Source organism: Rheinheimera tangshanensis, from assembly GCF_014645135.1.
GTDB lineage: Bacteria > Pseudomonadota > Gammaproteobacteria > Enterobacterales > Alteromonadaceae > Pararheinheimera > Pararheinheimera tangshanensis.
Genome location: NZ_BMLH01000007.1, coordinates 204,235 through 220,997 on the forward strand (window position 1 = coordinate 204,235; position 16,763 = coordinate 220,997).

General features: G+C 47.3%; 18 protein-coding genes. 1 reads left to right on the plus strand and 17 read right to left on the minus strand.

The window, feature by feature from the left end:
• Positions 1-92: 92 nt before the first annotated feature.
• From IEW88_RS13975 to IEW88_RS13990, 4 genes are all read right to left on the minus strand, one after another.
• Complete coding sequence (locus IEW88_RS13975) at positions 93-497, minus strand: VOC family protein (RefSeq protein ID WP_147904627.1); 405 nt, start codon at positions 495-497, stop codon at positions 93-95.
• Positions 498-570: 73 nt separating this feature from the next.
• Positions 571-2,226 carry a phosphoethanolamine transferase gene (locus tag IEW88_RS13980; RefSeq protein ID WP_147904626.1) on the minus strand — a complete coding sequence of 552 codons (1,656 nt, stop codon included), beginning with the start codon at positions 2,224-2,226 and terminating at the stop codon, positions 571-573.
• Positions 2,219-2,920, minus strand: coding sequence for a phosphatase PAP2 family protein (locus IEW88_RS13985; RefSeq protein WP_147904625.1), 702 nt, complete (start codon positions 2,918-2,920; stop codon positions 2,219-2,221). Before IEW88_RS13985 ends, IEW88_RS13980 begins: the two co-directional genes overlap by 8 nt.
• A gap of 135 nt (positions 2,921-3,055) precedes the next feature.
• On the minus strand, positions 3,056-5,119 hold the full coding sequence (locus IEW88_RS13990; protein WP_229670497.1) for an LTA synthase family protein: 2,064 nt from the start codon (positions 5,117-5,119) through the stop codon (positions 3,056-3,058).
• Positions 5,120-5,378: 259 nt separating this feature from the next.
• On the opposite strand from IEW88_RS13990, the gene IEW88_RS13995 reads away from it, so the two are divergent.
• Entirely contained in the window at positions 5,379-5,801 is a 423-nt protein-coding gene (locus tag IEW88_RS13995; RefSeq protein ID WP_147904624.1) for a BLUF domain-containing protein, read from the plus strand.
• A gap of 33 nt (positions 5,802-5,834) precedes the next feature.
• Here IEW88_RS13995 and IEW88_RS14000 read toward each other — a convergent pair whose 3' ends face one another.
• The 13 genes from IEW88_RS14000 to IEW88_RS14060 all read right to left on the minus strand — a co-directional run bounded on the left by IEW88_RS14000 (position 5,835) and on the right by IEW88_RS14060 (position 16,349).
• Positions 5,835-6,560 carry a hypothetical protein gene (locus IEW88_RS14000; RefSeq protein WP_053424947.1) on the minus strand — a complete coding sequence of 242 codons (726 nt, stop codon included), beginning with the start codon at positions 6,558-6,560 and terminating at the stop codon, positions 5,835-5,837.
• Complete coding sequence (locus IEW88_RS14005) at positions 6,557-7,288, minus strand: hypothetical protein (RefSeq protein WP_147904623.1); 732 nt, start codon at positions 7,286-7,288, stop codon at positions 6,557-6,559. The genes IEW88_RS14000 and IEW88_RS14005 overlap by 4 nt, the downstream gene beginning before the upstream one ends.
• Positions 7,278-7,655 carry a cupredoxin domain-containing protein gene (locus tag IEW88_RS14010; RefSeq protein WP_229670499.1) on the minus strand — a complete coding sequence of 126 codons (378 nt, stop codon included), beginning with the start codon at positions 7,653-7,655 and terminating at the stop codon, positions 7,278-7,280. Before IEW88_RS14010 ends, IEW88_RS14005 begins: the two co-directional genes overlap by 11 nt.
• 26 nt (positions 7,656-7,681) lie before the next feature.
• Positions 7,682-8,983, minus strand: a complete 1,302-nt coding sequence (locus tag IEW88_RS14015) for an ATP-binding protein (protein ID WP_147904621.1) — start codon at positions 8,981-8,983, stop codon at positions 7,682-7,684.
• A 4-nt stretch (positions 8,984-8,987) separates the two neighbouring features.
• Complete coding sequence (locus IEW88_RS14020; RefSeq protein ID WP_053424943.1) at positions 8,988-9,647, minus strand: response regulator; 660 nt, start codon at positions 9,645-9,647, stop codon at positions 8,988-8,990.
• Positions 9,648-9,838: 191 nt separating this feature from the next.
• Positions 9,839-10,486 (minus strand): tetratricopeptide repeat protein, encoded by a 648-nt coding sequence (locus IEW88_RS14025; protein WP_147904620.1) that lies wholly within the window; start codon positions 10,484-10,486, stop codon positions 9,839-9,841.
• Between the two features lie 10 nt (positions 10,487-10,496).
• Entirely contained in the window at positions 10,497-11,282 is a 786-nt protein-coding gene (locus tag IEW88_RS14030; protein WP_147904619.1) for an SDR family oxidoreductase, read from the minus strand.
• On the minus strand, positions 11,279-11,971 hold the full coding sequence (locus IEW88_RS14035) for an iron-containing redox enzyme family protein (RefSeq protein WP_053424940.1): 693 nt from the start codon (positions 11,969-11,971) through the stop codon (positions 11,279-11,281). The genes IEW88_RS14030 and IEW88_RS14035 overlap by 4 nt, the downstream gene beginning before the upstream one ends.
• Complete coding sequence (locus IEW88_RS14040) at positions 11,946-13,433, minus strand: AMP-binding protein (RefSeq protein WP_147904618.1); 1,488 nt, start codon at positions 13,431-13,433, stop codon at positions 11,946-11,948. The genes IEW88_RS14035 and IEW88_RS14040 overlap by 26 nt, the downstream gene beginning before the upstream one ends.
• Positions 13,433-14,158, minus strand: a complete 726-nt coding sequence (locus IEW88_RS14045) for a thermostable hemolysin (protein WP_147904617.1) — start codon at positions 14,156-14,158, stop codon at positions 13,433-13,435. The genes IEW88_RS14040 and IEW88_RS14045 overlap by 1 nt, the downstream gene beginning before the upstream one ends.
• Before the next feature lie 118 nt (positions 14,159-14,276).
• Entirely contained in the window at positions 14,277-14,672 is a 396-nt protein-coding gene (locus IEW88_RS14050; protein WP_147904616.1) for a rhodanese-like domain-containing protein, read from the minus strand.
• Positions 14,673-14,686: 14 nt separating this feature from the next.
• Positions 14,687-15,439 (minus strand): sulfite exporter TauE/SafE family protein, encoded by a 753-nt coding sequence (locus tag IEW88_RS14055; protein ID WP_185148613.1) that lies wholly within the window; start codon positions 15,437-15,439, stop codon positions 14,687-14,689.
• 43 nt (positions 15,440-15,482) lie between these two features.
• Positions 15,483-16,349, minus strand: coding sequence for an MBL fold metallo-hydrolase (locus IEW88_RS14060; protein ID WP_147904615.1), 867 nt, complete (start codon positions 16,347-16,349; stop codon positions 15,483-15,485).
• Positions 16,350-16,763: the final 414 nt, after the last annotated feature.

Consider the following 16,763-nt stretch of genomic DNA (forward strand, 5'->3'; position numbering starts at 1 on the left):
TCCTTATCTAAATGCACCGACAGCAAAGGTGTCAGTTTGGAGACATAAAATATTGTCGGATTATATACTCAACTGAGCGCAAGAAGCGAGTTTCAAACAGAAGCTTGCAGCATTTCCATATACAACAGTTCCCAGACATGACCATCCAAATCCTGAAAACCATGCGCATACATAAAGTCATGATCCTGGGGCTGGTTATAAGTTCTGCCACCCGCATCAACCGCCTTTTGCACCAATTCATCCACTTCAGCTTTGCTGTGGCAACTTAAGCAGTTCAGCACTTGGGTTTGCTGATGGCTGTTAATTAAAGGATTCGGGCTAAAAGAGACAAACTTCTCTTTGCTGAGCAACATCAGGTACAAGTGATCGCCGAGCACAATGCAACTGGCTGTATTGTCACTAAACTGCGGATGAAAACCAAAACCCAGCTGCAAATAAAAGTCGGTGGAGGCTTTTAAATCGGCCGCAGCTAAGTTGATAAATAAAGTACGGTTCATGCTGTTTCCTTTCATCGGCATCAACCACCAGATTACCTGAAGCTGATTATGACTAAAAGATAGATTTTCCGGCTCAGCAGGGGCGAAATACATCCAGACTTTGTCGATGAATTTTGCTGCTAATTTGAAAAATGCCCAACAAACTATGGAACAAATTGTCATGGCTGAGCTTTTGTGTTGTTCTTTGCGCCATGCATTCAGCTTTTAACTGCTGAGTACTGGCATAAGTATCCGACATCCACCACAACATAGGTACTTTGGTCTGGGCATCAGGCGCCATCCAGTAAGGTAAACCATGCAAATAAACACCGTTTTCACCCAGCGATTCACCGTGATCAGACAGATACAGCATCGCCGTCTGATAGTCCTGCTGGCCCTGTAAGGTTTGGATAATACGACTAAGCAGCTCGTCAGTCGCCACAATGCTGTTGTCATAGGCATTGGTAATTTCAGCTTGCTGACACAATTGCAGTTGTTTGTTGGTACATTCTGGTAAAAAGTGCTTTTGGCTATCAGAGCTACGTTTGAAATACTCAGGGCCATGACTGCCCAACTGGTGCAACACAATAAGCCGATCTGAGCTGTATTGTTTAGTGAGCTGAGCTTGCAATGCCTGTACTAAAATCTCGTCCTGACATTGCCCGTCTTTACAGAGTGGATTGGTGCTGTCGTTAAATAAAAACTCCGAAGGTACTCTGTCACACACCGTTTTGCAGCCCGAATTGTTATCAAACCAGCTGACAGCTATACCACTGCGCTTAAGTATATCCAGCACATTACTGGAGTTTTTTGCTACAGACTCGACATATTTATCGCGCCCCATAGCGGAAAACATACAAGGTACAGAATGCGCTGTGGCTGTGCCGCAAGAGCTGACATCGCGAAAACTGTACAGAGGTAAGACAGATAATCCGGGGTTAGTGGCTCTGTGATATCCATTGAGCTGAAAATGATCCGCTCGCGCCGTTTCTCCCAGAACCAGCACGACCAATCGAGGTTTTGCTGTTTTCGCAGCAACAGGTTGCACAGCATCAGTACCGAGCTGTATAAATTGCTCAGGGAAACGGCTTTTTAACCAGGAACCGGAAAAGGATACCGCGGCAGATACAGGACTGACAGGCAAAGCCAGATGTTTAATATCCCTGAAATTACGGAAAAAAGGCGCAAGATCTGAATAAGCGGACGCAGCCAGACTAAAAAGCGCAACGAAAATCAGCACCAGACAAAACAACCAATGCAGCAAAAACTGCCGCAATGGCATCACCCGAACTTTGATCAGACTACTACACAGCAACGGAAACAACATCAGAGTGCAGACAGTCCATAGCATAGTAATACTGAGCAATCCCCTCGCCTCTGCTGCATCCGTTTCCATAGCGTTTTGTAGCATAGAAGTGTCAATCACTATGCCAAAGCTGGTAATAAAGTGATAACTCACAGCCCCAGCGGCAAACAACAGCAGCATCACAGGTTTTTGAATTACTCTGAAACTCGCTAAAACAGACAGTAAAAAATTCAGTAAAAACAACAATAAAATCAAACTGAGCTGCAATTTAAACTGACCTGGAACTTTAGCCTGAATACTGGACAAAAAAGGTCCATTGAGCAGCAACGTCATACCAAGCGCAGAAATCAGCGCAAACCATAACGGATGCCAGAGCTTTTGTACCTGAACCGCACTTTGATGTACGCTCGCCGTCGGTAACGCAGAAATCAAGGACTCAGCCATTCTGGCGCCCTCCAGCAGATGTACCCGAAGTATCAAAACTCAGTCTTTGTCGCCGGCTATAATAAATGACACTGCAAAGTGCCCAGCAAATAGCGGCGGTAGCAATATCATGAGAGAAAAAATGAGCGCCACGGCTTTGTTGTACTGCCCCCAGAAGCAAGCCTGTCACCGCAGCACCAATCAAAGCGTTGGAGGCCCACTGCGGCTTAACATCGAGGAAAAAATAATAAAGCCCAAGCCAGGCAAAGCCTATGCTGGCATGCCCAGCCGGAAAACACAGATGAATGGGTGTGCCCTCAGGTCTTGGCTCCAACAGGCCATAAAATGGCAGATCTCCGCCAAACTGCTGCAGATCCCATGGGCATTCCATAGGTAAAACATGCTTCAGTAAGGAAACCACAGCAAAACAACTGAGTACTGAACACAACAAAGTCGCCACAGCACGGCGCAGCACAGCAGATTGTCCGGCAAAGTACAGCCATACTCCGTAGCAACTCAACGCCACGACCAGCATCAGATTTAAATCCCGCACTCTGTCATGTAAAATCGTCTGCATCAGCCAATGTTGCTGTAAAACCCAACGGCTCCCTTGCAGTTGATACAACCAGTCGGCCACTACAAAATCCAGTTTCAACTGGTAACACAAATAAAACATCAGGCCCAAAATAAGCAAAGGCAGCAGCACTGTTTTCATTGTTGTTTTTATTAAAGTGCCAGCATAAGAAGTTAAAAGAGGCAAAATGTCTACTCCGGGTCAGTCACTGCTGTTGTAGCCTTCAAACTAAAGCTCAAAACTTAAGACATACTTAAAGCATAAAAAACGGCCGGATCATTCCGCCGTTTTCATTCGATTGGATCCGTGTTGCCCGCAATGAGCGGAACTGGAGTTTTTCTGCTCTCTGTATAAATAGGAAGGCAACTGCACTAAAGCCAGAGCAGTGTTTTTATCTGCAAGCGACACAGCCTGAGCGCTTAAATTTATTTTTTTCTGTTGGGGCTGATACAACCCGGCAACGGTTTCACCGTTAGGTTTTAGGATCACTAATTCTGGCTGCTGTGGTCCTTGCTGCATCAAGGCGAAATAGTTTTCAAACTGCAGCAAAGCGCGGCCCGGACTCTTTCGGTCCAGCGTAAAATCACGGCCTGTCATGGTATGGCAACTGGATATACCCATCATAGATAATAAGGTGGGCGCCAGATCAATCTGACTGGCAAGGGAGGTCAGCAGCTCTGGTTTTGTATCAGCACCTAAAATCAGCCCCGGAATATGGAACTTTTCGACCGGGATCAGGTTGTTGCCATACACTCTGTTGTCATGATCGGCCACTATCAAAAACAAGGTATCTTGCCAATAATCGCTTTGTTTGGCCTTTCTGAAAAACTGCCCCATAGCCCAGTCGGCGTATTTCACCGCGTTATTGACACGAGCTTTTGGCTCTTCGTTTAACTCGATGCGGCCATCCGGAAACTCAAAAGGCTCATGATTGCTCGAGGTAAAAATCAGGCTAAAAAATGGCTTGTTTTGTCGATGTAAAGCCGTTAACTGCTGATCCGCTGTGTTAAACAAATCTTCATCACTGGCGCCCCAACTGCCAGTAAATACCGGGTTTTGCATCTGGCTTTGATCGACAATCTGATCCACACCATTGCCGGTAAAAAAGCTGCGCATATTGTCAAAATGCGCTTCACCACCATAAATAAACTGGGTGTGATAACCCTGAGCTTTCAGGATGGACGCAAGCGTAGTGAAATGCTGCTGGCTATTGGATAACTTCACAGTGCTTTGCGCAGGCGTGGGCGGAAACCCAGCTACTACAGCTTCAATACCACGCACAGAACGGGTGCCTGTGGCATACAAATTTTCAAACCAGATGCCTTGTTGCTTTAATTGTTCAAGTTCAGGCGTGACGGCCAAACCACCTAAAGACTTTACAAAAGTAGCGCCCAGACTTTCCTGCAGTACGATTACCAGATTCAGTGGCTTTTCACGCTTCATCACCGCCTGTTGCCAATGGGCGGTTGGGTAGTGTGGATTGTTAAACTGATAAGATTTTAACCAGGGCCAGTCCAGACTTTGTTTCAGCATCTGTTCTATCGGCAATTTGCCATAAATCTCACTGGAGCGCGCTTCATGCTTCAGGTTATACAAAGCATACAGCACTGAATAACCGGAACTTAACACCAGCGAATTGACCATAGAGTCCGATGTGATAGCGAATATGGCCGGATTAGCGGGTCTGTGATCTGTGGTCGAACGAATACCAGCAAAAAGCAGTACCAGCGCCAGACACCAAAGCCCAAGAGTTTTAAATAAAGACCAGTGATTCAGGCTGCATTTTCCTGAACGAAATACCTGCCGCATTAACCAGGTTAAAGCCAGAGTCGCAACCAGACCAAAAACTAAAGGCAAGCGAAAACCAAACCATAAAGTCGAAAGCACCTCTTTCGGGTATTTCAAATACTCTACAAAAAGCCGGTTTGGCCGCACATCATATTGCAAAATAAAGGCAGGGGTCGCCAGCTCCATAAATACCAAGAGCACCAGAGCCAGTAAGCACCACACATAACTGAATTGAAACCAGATTTTGCTCAGCCCACGCACCAACGCCAAAGGGATCAGCAGCACGGGCAGCACCAGCAGCAAAGACACGACGATAATATCAGCACGTATCCCCTGCAGCAGCACTTGGAAAATCAGGTCCGTGCCTTCCACTCTATCGTATTGCCATACCACCAAAGCCAGTCTGCTCAAACTCAACAGCACCAGAGCCAAAACTGCAGTGCGGATCAAATAACGAAAAGGGCCTAAACAAAATAAATTGGACCAGAAAGACGATTTTTCAGCAGTAATCATAAATAGAGGCAGGCTTGTAGTTTTAATTAAAGCCAGCATAAAAGTGGATACTTAAGGCAAACTTAAGAGAAATAACCTCAGCGCACCACTGAACAGCTGTTGTCAGCGGTGAGTCACTGAGTATTTAAAGCAAAAACTTGACGCCTGATAGGCCGCACGTACAGACTGATCACGAACGGAGATAAAACGACGCTAAGCACAGTAAAAAGCCACTTCAGGCCGGCATGCGCTTTTATACCGTTCAGCTTCAATCACGCCCCCTGAAACAGAGATTAATTTTGCCTGGAGTAGCAGTACTATGATCACTAAAAATGCTGAAGCGAATTTATACCAATTGGTGTATATCAGCGAGCGTTACAGAGCCGATGGTGATCAGGTGATTAACGATATCAAATTACAAGCGGAGAGTAACAATCAAAAACTGAACATCACCGGCGCTCTGCTTTTTAACGATCGTTATTTTCTGCAATATATAGAAGGTGAATTTAACGCTATTAATAGCTTGTATAACACTATTTGCAATGATCCTCGCCATAACAACGTGCGTTTGTTATTGCGTAAAGAAATAGCGGAACGTGACTTCTCCCGCTGGAGCCTGGGAGTAAAGAAATTACTCGATACCGAAGAAAATCAGGATTTACTCAGTCTTTTAAGTATGCTGGGGCAGGCAAAATCCGTCTCTGAAAGCCAACTGGATTGGTTTAAGCTTGCATTGAAATAAGTCAGTGGCGCAGTGGCCAGTATCGACTGAACACTAAAACTCATATTCCAGCGCAAAACGTAAGGTACGATCGACCGTTTGGTTGTCGATAGCCACTATGACTGCCAGCTCCCATTTCAGCTGCTCTTGTTTATCAAACTTATGCACCCCCATTAGGCTTGGACCTGCACCTTTGTAGTTTTCACCGGCGTACAATTCAATGGCTGGTTGCACTGCGGGTAACCAGCGGTAGCGGTACTGAGCACGGAACTCCCCCTCCCATTCGGCGTTCAGGGTTTGGCCCCACTCATACACAGCCAACGCATTTAAGGTCAGACTGGTTGGGCCGAATTCTTTTTCCATTAAAAGGCCGCTGGTGAACTCGTAATTGTCCTGGTTATTTTGCCGTTCCAGCTCAAACAGCATACCCCAATCCGCACTGTACTGGCCTTGTTCGGTCAGCATCCAACGCAGCTCCAACTCGTATCCCGATAACTTGTAGTCTTGGTCGTGGACCCGGTCGGCGATAGCGTAAATTTCAAGCGCAGTGCGTTCAGAGAGCGAAAAGCCATAACCTAGTTTCTGGCCCATGGTATTGTTGTCCGGATGATCGGCCTGCCGCTGATAAAAATAGCGGTATTCAAACTCACGCTCCAGCGGCTGTACATAAGGGTGATACACCTTATCCACCACCCTGCCATCAGCCCATGCTTGTGTGCCTGTGGCCAAACAAACAAAACACAAAGCTTTTACTACGGCCTCTTTGCTGTAAAGCTTCATCTTTTTCTCTCCATCAAGCTGCAACACCAGAACAACACAACAAAACACAACAGATACGACAGGACCTGCGACAGGCTGGGTGTCGCTTCATAACCCATAAGTGCCTGCAAAAAGAAACCTAATTCGGACTGCTCCGACAACCACTGCTCGGTTTGCCAGAGCTGCGGCCCGGCGACCAACCAGTCAGATTGGATCAACAGAGCCGATGCCATCATCACCTGCCTGGCACCAGACAAGGACAACAACAAGGCAAAACTGCTGCTGCGCCATTGCTTTAGTTCAGTTAAAAGGTAATACCAAAGCACAGCGATGCTGGCACCAATGCCAACACCTAAAGCCGCACCTAACAACAAATCAGCGGGGGTATTTTCAGTCTGTGTCGGTAGCCAAATATATAACAATAAGTTACTGCCACTGATACTGAATAAACACGCAGCAGCCAAAGCTGAAGTCCATAGTGCGTACTGAGCTTTGAGGGCTGAGACACAAAGCAAGATAAAACAGCTCAGATAAAACAAGCTGTACAACAGCTCCAGTCCTAAACCGTCCAGTTGCTCGGAGATCCAGACCATTTTCAGGCTGACAACGCTGAGTAGCAGCAACGAGGGCAAGGCAAAATACAAAGCAAACTGACGCCAAAGAACTCTGTGCCACACCAGTAAAGTGGCCAGCAGTATACAAAGCGGTAATAGCTCGCGTAAAAACATCAGTACCGTATTAATAAGCATGATTTGCCTTATGCTGTTGCCACTCGGCTTCGGGCAGAGCGATCAGTACCCCTTGTGCGCTGTCTGGATTGTATTCGCCAAAAAACTGGTATTCTCCGGGTTTCAAAGGCCCGACAAATAAAGTTGCTTTACCTTTACCTAAAATGACTTTTTCGCGATTTAAGCTGAAACTTTCAAACTCTTCAGGCGACGGATCCTGATTCAGCACCATAAGCTTTACCTTCTCACCTGCGGGCACGTAAAGCACAGATGGTTGAAACAGATGATCTTTAATCTTCAGCTCAAATATATGTTGCTCCGCCACAGCAGGCAAAGTCAGAAAGAATAAAGCGGCAACAGATAAGGCATTATCCTTATTTTTTTTCAAGGATCTTCTTTTTAACTCTTTGTTTTTCAAAGCGGCAGCTCCACTGTCACTTTTAGTCCACTACTAAAATCCGAAGGCCCAAGCCGAATTTGACCTTGATGCAAAATCACGATGTCCCGCACTATAGCAAGCCCCAGCCCTGAACCTGTAGTACCGGATTGATGCCTGTCACCTCCGACCCGATAGAAACGATCAAAGACTCTGCTGTATTCTTGCGGCGCTATGCCTGGGCCATTATCCTGCACCACCAACACAGCTTTGTCCTGTGTAGCAGATAACTCCAGTTGAATAGTACCGCCAGTCTGAGTGTATTTACTGGCATTGCCCACCAGATTGCTGACCAGCAAACGCAAGGCAAAAGCGTCGCCTTTCAGTGACAAATGCTCCAGCCCCAGCAGTTCTATTTGTTGCTGTTTATTATCAATTTGTGGATACCAATCGGCCACCACCTGACGGCATAAACCTGCCAAATCCAACTGTTCTGTCCGAGCCTGAAAATGCTCAGGATTGGTGCGGTTCAAAAGCATAATCTGTTCAATCAGCGCGCTCATCCGCTCAACACCTGACTGTAAAGCCAACATCGAACCTTCAGGATCGCTGATACCACTGCGCTGCCACTGCTGCGATGCATTGTGCAGGTTGACTTGTAATACGCTTAAAGGAGTACGCAGCTCGTGCGCTACATCAGAGGCAAAACGTTTTTCCCGCTCAAAGGCATCGCCTAAACGGGCAAATAACTGATTAGTGGTTTTCAGCATCTGATCCAGCTCCGCCGGAACCTGATCCAGCTCTACCGGACTTAAATCATTAGCTTTTTTTGACGACAGCTGAGCAGAAAAACGTTGGATTGGTGATAAGGCTTTACTCACCACTAACCAAATCAATACGGCTTGTAGCGGCAAACTCAGCACAACAGGATAAATAGAGGCCGTGATCACTTCATCTGCCAATTGCTGCCGTTGTTGCAGGGGTTGCGCCACTATCACCGTAAGCACATCGTTGGGGGTTTGACGAAATACCCGCCACCTTTTACCGCCAAAATTATGCTCACTAAAACCTTCAGCGTCCGACATCGTACGTTCAGGGGCCAAAGCGCTACGATACACCAGCTTACCTTGCTGCCAGACTTGCAACGCCAGACCTAACTCTTGCGCTGAATCTGCCTTATACTGCTGCGATAAACTGGACGCCAGCACCTGTAAATCCTGATCAAACAAAGCTTCGGCGCGGCTCACGCTTTGTTTATAGCTTTGTAACGCAGCAACAAAGCTTATCAACGTAAAAAGCGCAATCAGCACTGTGACTAAATAGCGGCGTAGTGACCTCATAGCGTCAGGCCGCACTCACACTGTACCCTACGCCTCGTAGAGTTTTAATAAAATCTTTCGGCAGTTTTTTCCGCAAATTAGAGATATGTACTTCAAGCGCGTTGCTGGCGACTTCCTCACCCCAGGCATACAAACTTGCTTCAAGCTGCTCGCGGGTTTTAATCCGGCCAGCTGACTCCATCAGCTCTTTTAGCAGCATATATTCGCGGCGTGACAAGCCTACCGATTCACCTTCAACTCTTACCAGATGCGCGCTGGTATCCAACTCGACTTGCTGCAACTTAATCAGGTGAGTGGCTGCAGTGCCCAGACGACGCTCTATCACACGCAAACGGGCAAAGAGCTCAGCCATGGCAAAAGGCTTCACCAGGTAGTCATCTGCGCCTAAATCCAGGCCACGAATACGATCATCCACTCCATCGCGGGCCGTCAGCACCAAGACCGGCAAATGAGTGTCTTTTTGACGGCTTTGTTTCAGTACATCCAAACCGTCCATATCGGGCAGACCTAAATCCAGGATCACAGCATCGCAATCTTTGGCTTTAATGCTGCTTAAGGCATGTTGACCCAGACTTACATGATTGACAGCAAAGCCCTGACCGGACAAGGCCAGCACCAGGCCTTTGGCTAAGTCCAGATCATCTTCGACCAGCAATAGTCTCATAGCTCTCCCGCCTTTGTACTTGAAGCCGCAGCTTTGTTGGCTGCGCGCTCTCGCCCCAATCACATAGTCGCTCTATGTTGATGGAGACTGCTTTACCTGCCGCCTCGCTGCAACATCAATTACTTTGGCAGCGCTGTGTTCGAACCTAAATACGTGCGGGGCCAAGCCCCGCCCCGGTTTTTCAATGCAGATTAACGTTTAAGCTTTTTCGCTACTTTAGCTTCCAGTGCAGCGATTTCCTGCAACCTACCCTGATCCGCACTAATACGATCCGGACGCGGAGCTGCCTGCTTTGCCTTTTCAATGTAACTCATAGCGGCTTTGTAGTCGCGCTCTTCCGTTAAAAATTCTGCATAAAAATAATTAGGATCAATACCTTGAGGATTAATACTCAGCGCTTTTTCCAACATTTTTTTGGCATTTTTATCGCTACCAAAGCCGATAGGCCAGCCTGGGACTTTGTAGTACAACACACCTAAACTGGTGTAAGCCGAACCTTGTAAAGCCTGGCTATCAATTTTAAGCGCGGCCTCAAGGTCCGCTTTGGACTCTTCAGCCAGTGACATAGCACCCAAGCCGCCTTTTACACCGGCATAACTGGATTTGATAATACCACGCCAGATCAGCGCTTCTGCTTTATCCGGATTGGCCGCCACTACAGCGTTGGCTTGCTTGACCAGCTCCGGAAAGGCTTGTTCTTTTTGCTCTTCGCTCATGCTGTAATTCACTTCAGCCCAGCGGTCCTGTAAAGGTTTAATATCCTGCAATACATCGGCCTGTGTAGCAAAAGCTAACAAAAATACAGGGACCAAGGCTAATTTTTTCGATAATCTGTTCATCTTTACCTCTTTAGTGGTTTTTGCCCACTGCAAATAATTCAATGAGTGTGAGTTTACTTTTTAATCCCATATCGACCAGAGCCGGGAATACTCCGTTCAGGCGAACAAAAATCCGTTCAGGCCAGCCGAGAAAACGGCGAAGCTGATTCGATGTCAGTTGTTTTACCAACTGTGCTGCAACCCAGGTTGGACTATCCATACTATTGCCAAGCTGCTGATTCAGCTGCACTACATCGCTGGAGTTAATACTGGTTTCTGTGGCTCTTGGCGCGAAGTACTTCACCTGTACGCCACTCTCAGCTAACTCTCGCTGTAAGGCTTCAGTAAAACCACGCAAGCCAAACTTGGTCGCGCAGTAGCCGGTAAAGCCGGGATGGCCTATGCTGCCAAAGGCCGAACCCACGTTGAGAATTTGGCCTTTGTGCTGATGCAACATCGGCAGAAACAGCTGACAAAGCTGCATAGGCACCAACAGATTAATACTGACCAAATCGCTAAACTGCTGTTGCTGGCACAAACCAAACTGACTAATCCCCGCGTTATTAATCAGCACATCAATGCCGCCCTGCTGCTGGCAAAATTGCAGCAAGCCTTGTTGCTCTGCAGTGCTGGTTAAATCACAAGGGTAAATTAAAGTTTCAGCAGCCAGTTGGTTTTGTAGGGCGCGCAGTTTTTCAACTGAGCGGCCAGTTAAAATCAACCGCGCGCCCTCGCCGCTTAATTGCCTGGCAACTTCAGCCCCAATGCCACCCGTCGCCCCTGTCAGCAGCACAGTTTTGCCTGCTAGCAAGCTCATACGGTCGCCTCCTCTGGCACAACTTTTTTAGTCAGACCATGAGGTTGCTCCAGGCTACGAAATACATCGCCGTATAAGTGAAAAAAGCGTTTTGCACTGTGGATAATCAGCGCCTGATCGGTTGGATCGGTGATCTTGTCCATCAGGCTTTCAAAGAACTTGATATGGTCCTGATCCAAAGCGCCATGCGAGTTCAGATAACTAAACGCCTTACGTGGCAGCTGTAAGGTGCCGGCAATTTTACTGGCGGCCTGCTCTGCTAAAGCAATAGAGGTGCCTTCCAACACCAGCACCATGCCAAAGAAGCACAATGGATTCACCCGGCGCACCGAGTCGTAGGCATAAGACACCATCAGCTCAGTAGCAAAAGCCGGAGTGCTGCGTCTTGCCTGCTCTTTGTCATAACCACAAGCGGCAATGTCGTTTAATACCCATTCCTGATGCCCTAATTCCTCTTCAATATATTCAGCTACGGCTTCACGCAGCCACTCTTTCGATTCAGGTAATAAAGCCCCAACCGACATCAACAAGGGTACTGTGTGTTTAACATGGTGGTAAGCCTGATTTAAAAAAGCTACATAATGATCCAGAGTAAAGTCGCCTGCGAAAGTACGACGGATCATCGGAGCTTCCAGTAAATAAGCACGCTCTGCCTGGGTTGCATTAACCAGCGTTTGATAAAAACTCATAGGACTCTCCAATAACATGATTAGAAACAAATAAATTATTGATTTCGCTTTGGTATTTCTTAAATACCTCAGCTCGGCGTGGCCGGCCATTGGCGGTTAAGGTGCCATCGGCCACAGACAAAGGTTGCGTTAACAACTGATAGGCTTTAATTTGCGCGTAATCGGGTAACTGCTGGTTCACCTGCGCCAGATAAGCTGGCACCTGCGCTAGCGCTTTGGTATCCGCTACGTACAACAAGGCGGCACAATAAGGCTGAGCATCGCCCACCAACACCGCCTGACGAATTAAACCGCTTTGAGTTAATAAGGCCTCAGGCCATTCGGGTGAAATATTTCGACCCAGGCTTGAGATCAGTAAGTTTTTACGACGGCCTAAAATACGTAACCGGCCTTGTGCATCCAGCTCGCCTAAATCGCCGGTAAAGACTTTGTCACTTGCTGATTCTGCATCGCCTAAATAACCCAGGAATGGCTGTTTCACGACTATTTCGCCATTAATAATCTCAATATCGCGATGCGCTAGAGGCAAGCCGACTAATTCAAGCTCTGAAGCACAACTCTGACGGGCATCCACAGCAGATAAAGCCACCACTGACGCACATTCGCTTAAGCCATAGCCCTGATACACAGGTAAACCAAGACGTGCAGCCTGTTGCAAAAGTGCTGCAGATACGTGAGCACCACCAACGGCAATAAACTCCAGTGATGCCGGAGCTTGCCAGCCCTGAGCGCGCGCCATCACCAATAGTTGCAGCAGCTCAGGCACGAGGATCAGACTTTTTGGTGTTGTGCCGCTGATAAGGCTTAGCAAGGCCTGCGGATTGCTTAATTGACTACCGTTGAAGCCACGTAAGGAGTCAGGCGCTATTAACACTTCGCCACCCGCTAATAAAGGTGCGTAAATACCGGCAATATTTTCCAGCAAGGTGCTTAACGGCAATAAACACAAATGTTTAGGTGCGTTTTGGTTGATGCGCTCCAGCAGACTAAAGGCGACATCGAACTGACTTTGGGCTGACAAACACACGCCCTTGGGCTGGCCTGTAGAGCCCGAAGTAAAAGTAATTTTCTGGCAAGTCGATGGAATAGCTGCACCAGAACTTTTTAGCTCACGGCGATACAACAATAAATCCCCGACTTGCTCCAGCAAGGTAAATTCTGACGAGAGTTGTTCCTGATCCGTGATATAGACATCAGGCTCCAGCTGCGCCATCACATGAGCACACTGACTTTCAGATAAATAAGTGGGTAGCGGCACCAAGAGTAAATTTGCGTCCAGACAAGCTAAATCGAGTAAAGCCCACTGCGCAGAACTATTGGCCGCCAAAGCGATACGCTGTGCACCATACCCCAACAATAATTCCTGCCATAAAGCCATCTGCTGTTTGATTTGAAGCTGTGAATACGCCACACCACTGGCTAAGTCACGCAGTACCGCTGTTGTTGGTAATTCAAAACGCATTAGCAGTCTCCTTCCGGTAAACGTGCGACTAACTGATGCAGCTGTGGCCAGTGTTGATGGGCCAGCGCTGTTAATTTTTCATCGCTGTGAATAAGGCCAGTCACCGCAGCTAAATCCATTACACAAACTTTTGGGTTAGTATCGTAGTAACTGCCCCAACTGGCCGCATCTTCGCCTAAAGCTTCAGCTTTCGCTTCGCCAAGCTCTGTCAGCTCAATACCGTGGCGACTTAAAATGCTGCGCACTTGTGTGGTCGCTGCACATAACAAATACCGGTAATTCAGTTGATCGAGTGCATAAGCCATTAAGACAAACAACTGCAATAAACTTTGTCTGTTAATGGCATATAAATGACCAATTTCAATCAGTTGAGAACGTTCTGCATGGATACCCTGCTCTGCCAGTACTTGTTCAACAGCTGCTGGCAAATAATGCTCAATAAATAAATGTGTCTTAACGCTGCCCTGTGCTGTGGGTGTGGCTGCACAGCGAAGTCCAAGCACAGCCTGCCATTCACCTGAGCGGCTTACGCCCAAAAGATTGGGCATAAAACTATGCACATCAGCCTGATACGCTTTGGCAAAACCTGAGGCAATAAACTGCTCAATGGAAGCACGCTGCACATCTGAAACCTTCACCAACTGCAAAAGCGCCTTGGCGTCGTTTTCCGATTGCACAGGCAATCTGACCGCAACAGAGGGGTCGAACTGATAAGAAGACAACATAAGCGCACTCCTGCATACCGATTTAGCATGCAGTGTGCGTCAGGAAGCTTAAAGAAAACTTAAGGAAATAATGAGTTGTACGAAGAAAATTAGCCTGAGCTTGTTTTTTTGCTGCGTATTAAGATTGGATAGGAAAATTGGCATCCAGCCATGCCTGAAAACCTCCGGCGACAGAAATAGCCTGACTAAATCCCATCTGTCTTAAAGAGTCGGCAGCCAAAGCCGAACGGGCGCCAGAGCGGCAGATCAAATACACCGGCTTTGCAGCTAATTGTTCCAGTGCTGCCATAGTATCGCAGTGTGCACCGACGCTCGGGTGCTGATGGATGCGCATCTCCAGCACACCACGCGGATAGTTTACCGAACGGTCAATGGAGCCCTGCGCATATTCATCAGGTTCACGTACATCGATCAATACAGTGTGATGGTCCTGCAAAGCAGACCTCAACTGCTGTACCGATACTTCCTTTATTCTGGCTTTCGCCTCATTCACTAATTGCTGCGAACTTTTCATACAGAGAACCTTCATTAATTCAAAATGGATTGAGTAAGTACCACTGATGCCATCACTATCAGGAATACTGAAAACGCTTTTTGCAGTTTTTCTTTCGGCAGTGTGTGACCTAGCCATGACCCAAACAGACTACCGACAACCCCACCCACGACCATAATGCCCATCACTGTCCAGTCGAATGAAAACTGCTGAGCCGTGAGCACTTCGTAGTACTTGGCAAAACCTACGAAAGATTTAAGCGTGATGATCAGTAAGCTGGTGCCAATAGCAAGCACCATGGGCACACCACCTAGCAGAACCAGCGCTGGTACAATCAGAAAGCCGCCGCCCACACCAACAAAACCAGTGATCACACCAACAATAAGGCCGTCCAGAGCCACTTTTAAAAACTTGATCTCGCCAGCGCTCTGCTCTGAGTTATTACTTCGCCACATCATGACGGCAGCAACAAGCATCAGTAGCACAAAAACAGAGAGTTGAACCACACTGTCGACTAAGGTACCCAACCAGGCGCCACCATAAGTACCCAGCATACCGGGAACGCCAAACAGCAGTACGTGAGGCCAGGATACCCTGTTATTCCAGATATTCGGAATACTGCCGAATAAACTGATCCCAGCCACGATCAGCAAAGACGACGCTATGGCCAAATTTGCGGGCATATCCACCAGATACATCAGAACAGGTACGGTCAGGATAGAACCGCCTGAGCCAAAAATCCCTAAACTCAATCCAATAAACAGGGCACCTAATATCGCGTGTATCATAATATCACCTCGTTATGCTTAAACCATCCAGCCCCGATTAGGCTCACAACTGATTGATAGGTAACTTTAAATACACCTTGCCCTGCTCGTCGGCAGGTGGCATATGACCAGCCCGGATATTGACCTGTATAGAGGGTAAAATCAGCCTTGGCATGGCAAGCGTTGCATCACGAGCTTCACGCATGGCGACAAATTGCGCTTCAGTGACACCATCTCGCACATGGATGTTATGCTGACGCTGAGCACCTACTGTAGTTTGATAGTGATGCTCACGCCCTTTCGTTGGATAGTCGTGGCAAACATAAATTTTGGTTTCAGCAGGCAGTGCCAATAACCTGCTGATGGAATGGAATAAAGTCGATGCACTGCCGCCAGGGAAATCACATCGTGACGTGCCCACATCCGGCATAAAGAGGGTATCACCAACAAAAGCCGCTTCTTCATTCACCAGATAAGCTAAATCAGCCGGCGTATGACCCGGAGTATGTATGACCCGGATTTGCATAGTTCCGACTTGAATAATCTCACCATCATGGAATAACCGGTCAAATTGTGCACCGTTGGGCAAAAACTCTTTTTCCAGATTGAACACCTGCTTAAAGATAGTTTGCACCTGTGTGATCTGTGCGCCTATGCCAATCTGAGCACCCAGCTGCTGTTTGAAATAGGGTGCGGCAGATAAATGGTCGGCATGCGCATGAGTTTCTAACACCCAGTCCACAGTCAGATGCTGTTGCTGAATATAAGACAGAATAACTGCTGCGCTTTGTGTGGCGGTGCGACCAGATTTGTAATCAAAATCCAGTACAGGGTCGATAATAACAGCATGCTTTGAAGCAATATCACTGACGACATAACTGAAGGTTTCACTGTCTTTGTCTAAAAAGGCCTCTACATGTATTTGACTCATCTTGTACTCCCTAAGGATTGCCCGATTGTGGCTACAGCCTTATGCAAATAATATATATAAATATAACCAAAGGAAATAACAAGATTAGCTTATTCTAATACAAATAAATTATTAAACATGTGAGTTAAGGTTGCTGTTGATATATAGACAAGCCCCCTGACCGTCTTGTTTGCTGAGTTTTTGCGCCAGGCAGGTAAGTTTGACGAAAGACGAGAGCCCATAAGCTGTCGCGCAGTTGGAGATGTCTAAATCTGGTTTGTAATTACAAACTCGCTTTTCATCTATTCAGACCCTGAGGGATCCCCACGAATTTTTCATTAAGCAGCCCACCGGACAGCATACTCAGCAGTATGCTGTCTGAACCGTTCGATTATTCCAAACTCGTTTTCTACGTCCATATCTTCCTCCCTCGTT

Excerpts from the sequence above, each read along its gene's own strand:
- IEW88_RS13975 (WP_147904627.1), bottom strand. The coding sequence starts at position 497 with ATGAACCGTACTTTATTTATCAACTTAGCTGCGGCCGATTTAAAAGCC.
- IEW88_RS14045 (WP_147904617.1), bottom strand. The coding sequence starts at position 14,158 with ATGTTGTCTTCTTATCAGTTCGACCCCTCTGTTGCGGTCAGATTGCCT.
- IEW88_RS14035 (WP_053424940.1), bottom strand. The coding sequence starts at position 11,971 with ATGAGTTTTTATCAAACGCTGGTTAATGCAACCCAGGCAGAGCGTGCT.
- IEW88_RS14050 (WP_147904616.1), bottom strand. The coding sequence starts at position 14,672 with ATGAAAAGTTCGCAGCAATTAGTGAATGAGGCGAAAGCCAGAATAAAG.
- IEW88_RS14030 (WP_147904619.1), bottom strand. The coding sequence starts at position 11,282 with ATGAGCTTGCTAGCAGGCAAAACTGTGCTGCTGACAGGGGCGACGGGT.
- IEW88_RS14040 (WP_147904618.1), bottom strand. The coding sequence starts at position 13,433 with ATGCGTTTTGAATTACCAACAACAGCGGTACTGCGTGACTTAGCCAGT.
- IEW88_RS13990 (WP_229670497.1), bottom strand. The coding sequence starts at position 5,119 with ATGCTGGCTTTAATTAAAACTACAAGCCTGCCTCTATTTATGATTACT.
- IEW88_RS14005 (WP_147904623.1), bottom strand. The coding sequence starts at position 7,288 with ATGCTTATTAATACGGTACTGATGTTTTTACGCGAGCTATTACCGCTT.
- IEW88_RS13980 (WP_147904626.1), bottom strand. The coding sequence starts at position 2,226 with ATGGCTGAGTCCTTGATTTCTGCGTTACCGACGGCGAGCGTACATCAA.
- IEW88_RS14015 (WP_147904621.1), bottom strand. The coding sequence starts at position 8,983 with ATGAGGTCACTACGCCGCTATTTAGTCACAGTGCTGATTGCGCTTTTT.
- IEW88_RS14025 (WP_147904620.1), bottom strand. The coding sequence starts at position 10,486 with ATGAACAGATTATCGAAAAAATTAGCCTTGGTCCCTGTATTTTTGTTA.
- IEW88_RS13985 (WP_147904625.1), bottom strand. The coding sequence starts at position 2,920 with ATGAAAACAGTGCTGCTGCCTTTGCTTATTTTGGGCCTGATGTTTTAT.
- IEW88_RS14020 (WP_053424943.1), bottom strand. The coding sequence starts at position 9,647 with ATGAGACTATTGCTGGTCGAAGATGATCTGGACTTAGCCAAAGGCCTG.
- IEW88_RS14055 (WP_185148613.1), bottom strand. The coding sequence starts at position 15,439 with ATGATACACGCGATATTAGGTGCCCTGTTTATTGGATTGAGTTTAGGG.
- IEW88_RS14060 (WP_147904615.1), bottom strand. The coding sequence starts at position 16,349 with ATGAGTCAAATACATGTAGAGGCCTTTTTAGACAAAGACAGTGAAACC.
- IEW88_RS13995 (WP_147904624.1), top strand. The coding sequence starts at position 5,379 with ATGATCACTAAAAATGCTGAAGCGAATTTATACCAATTGGTGTATATC.
- IEW88_RS14000 (WP_053424947.1), bottom strand. The coding sequence starts at position 6,560 with ATGAAGCTTTACAGCAAAGAGGCCGTAGTAAAAGCTTTGTGTTTTGTT.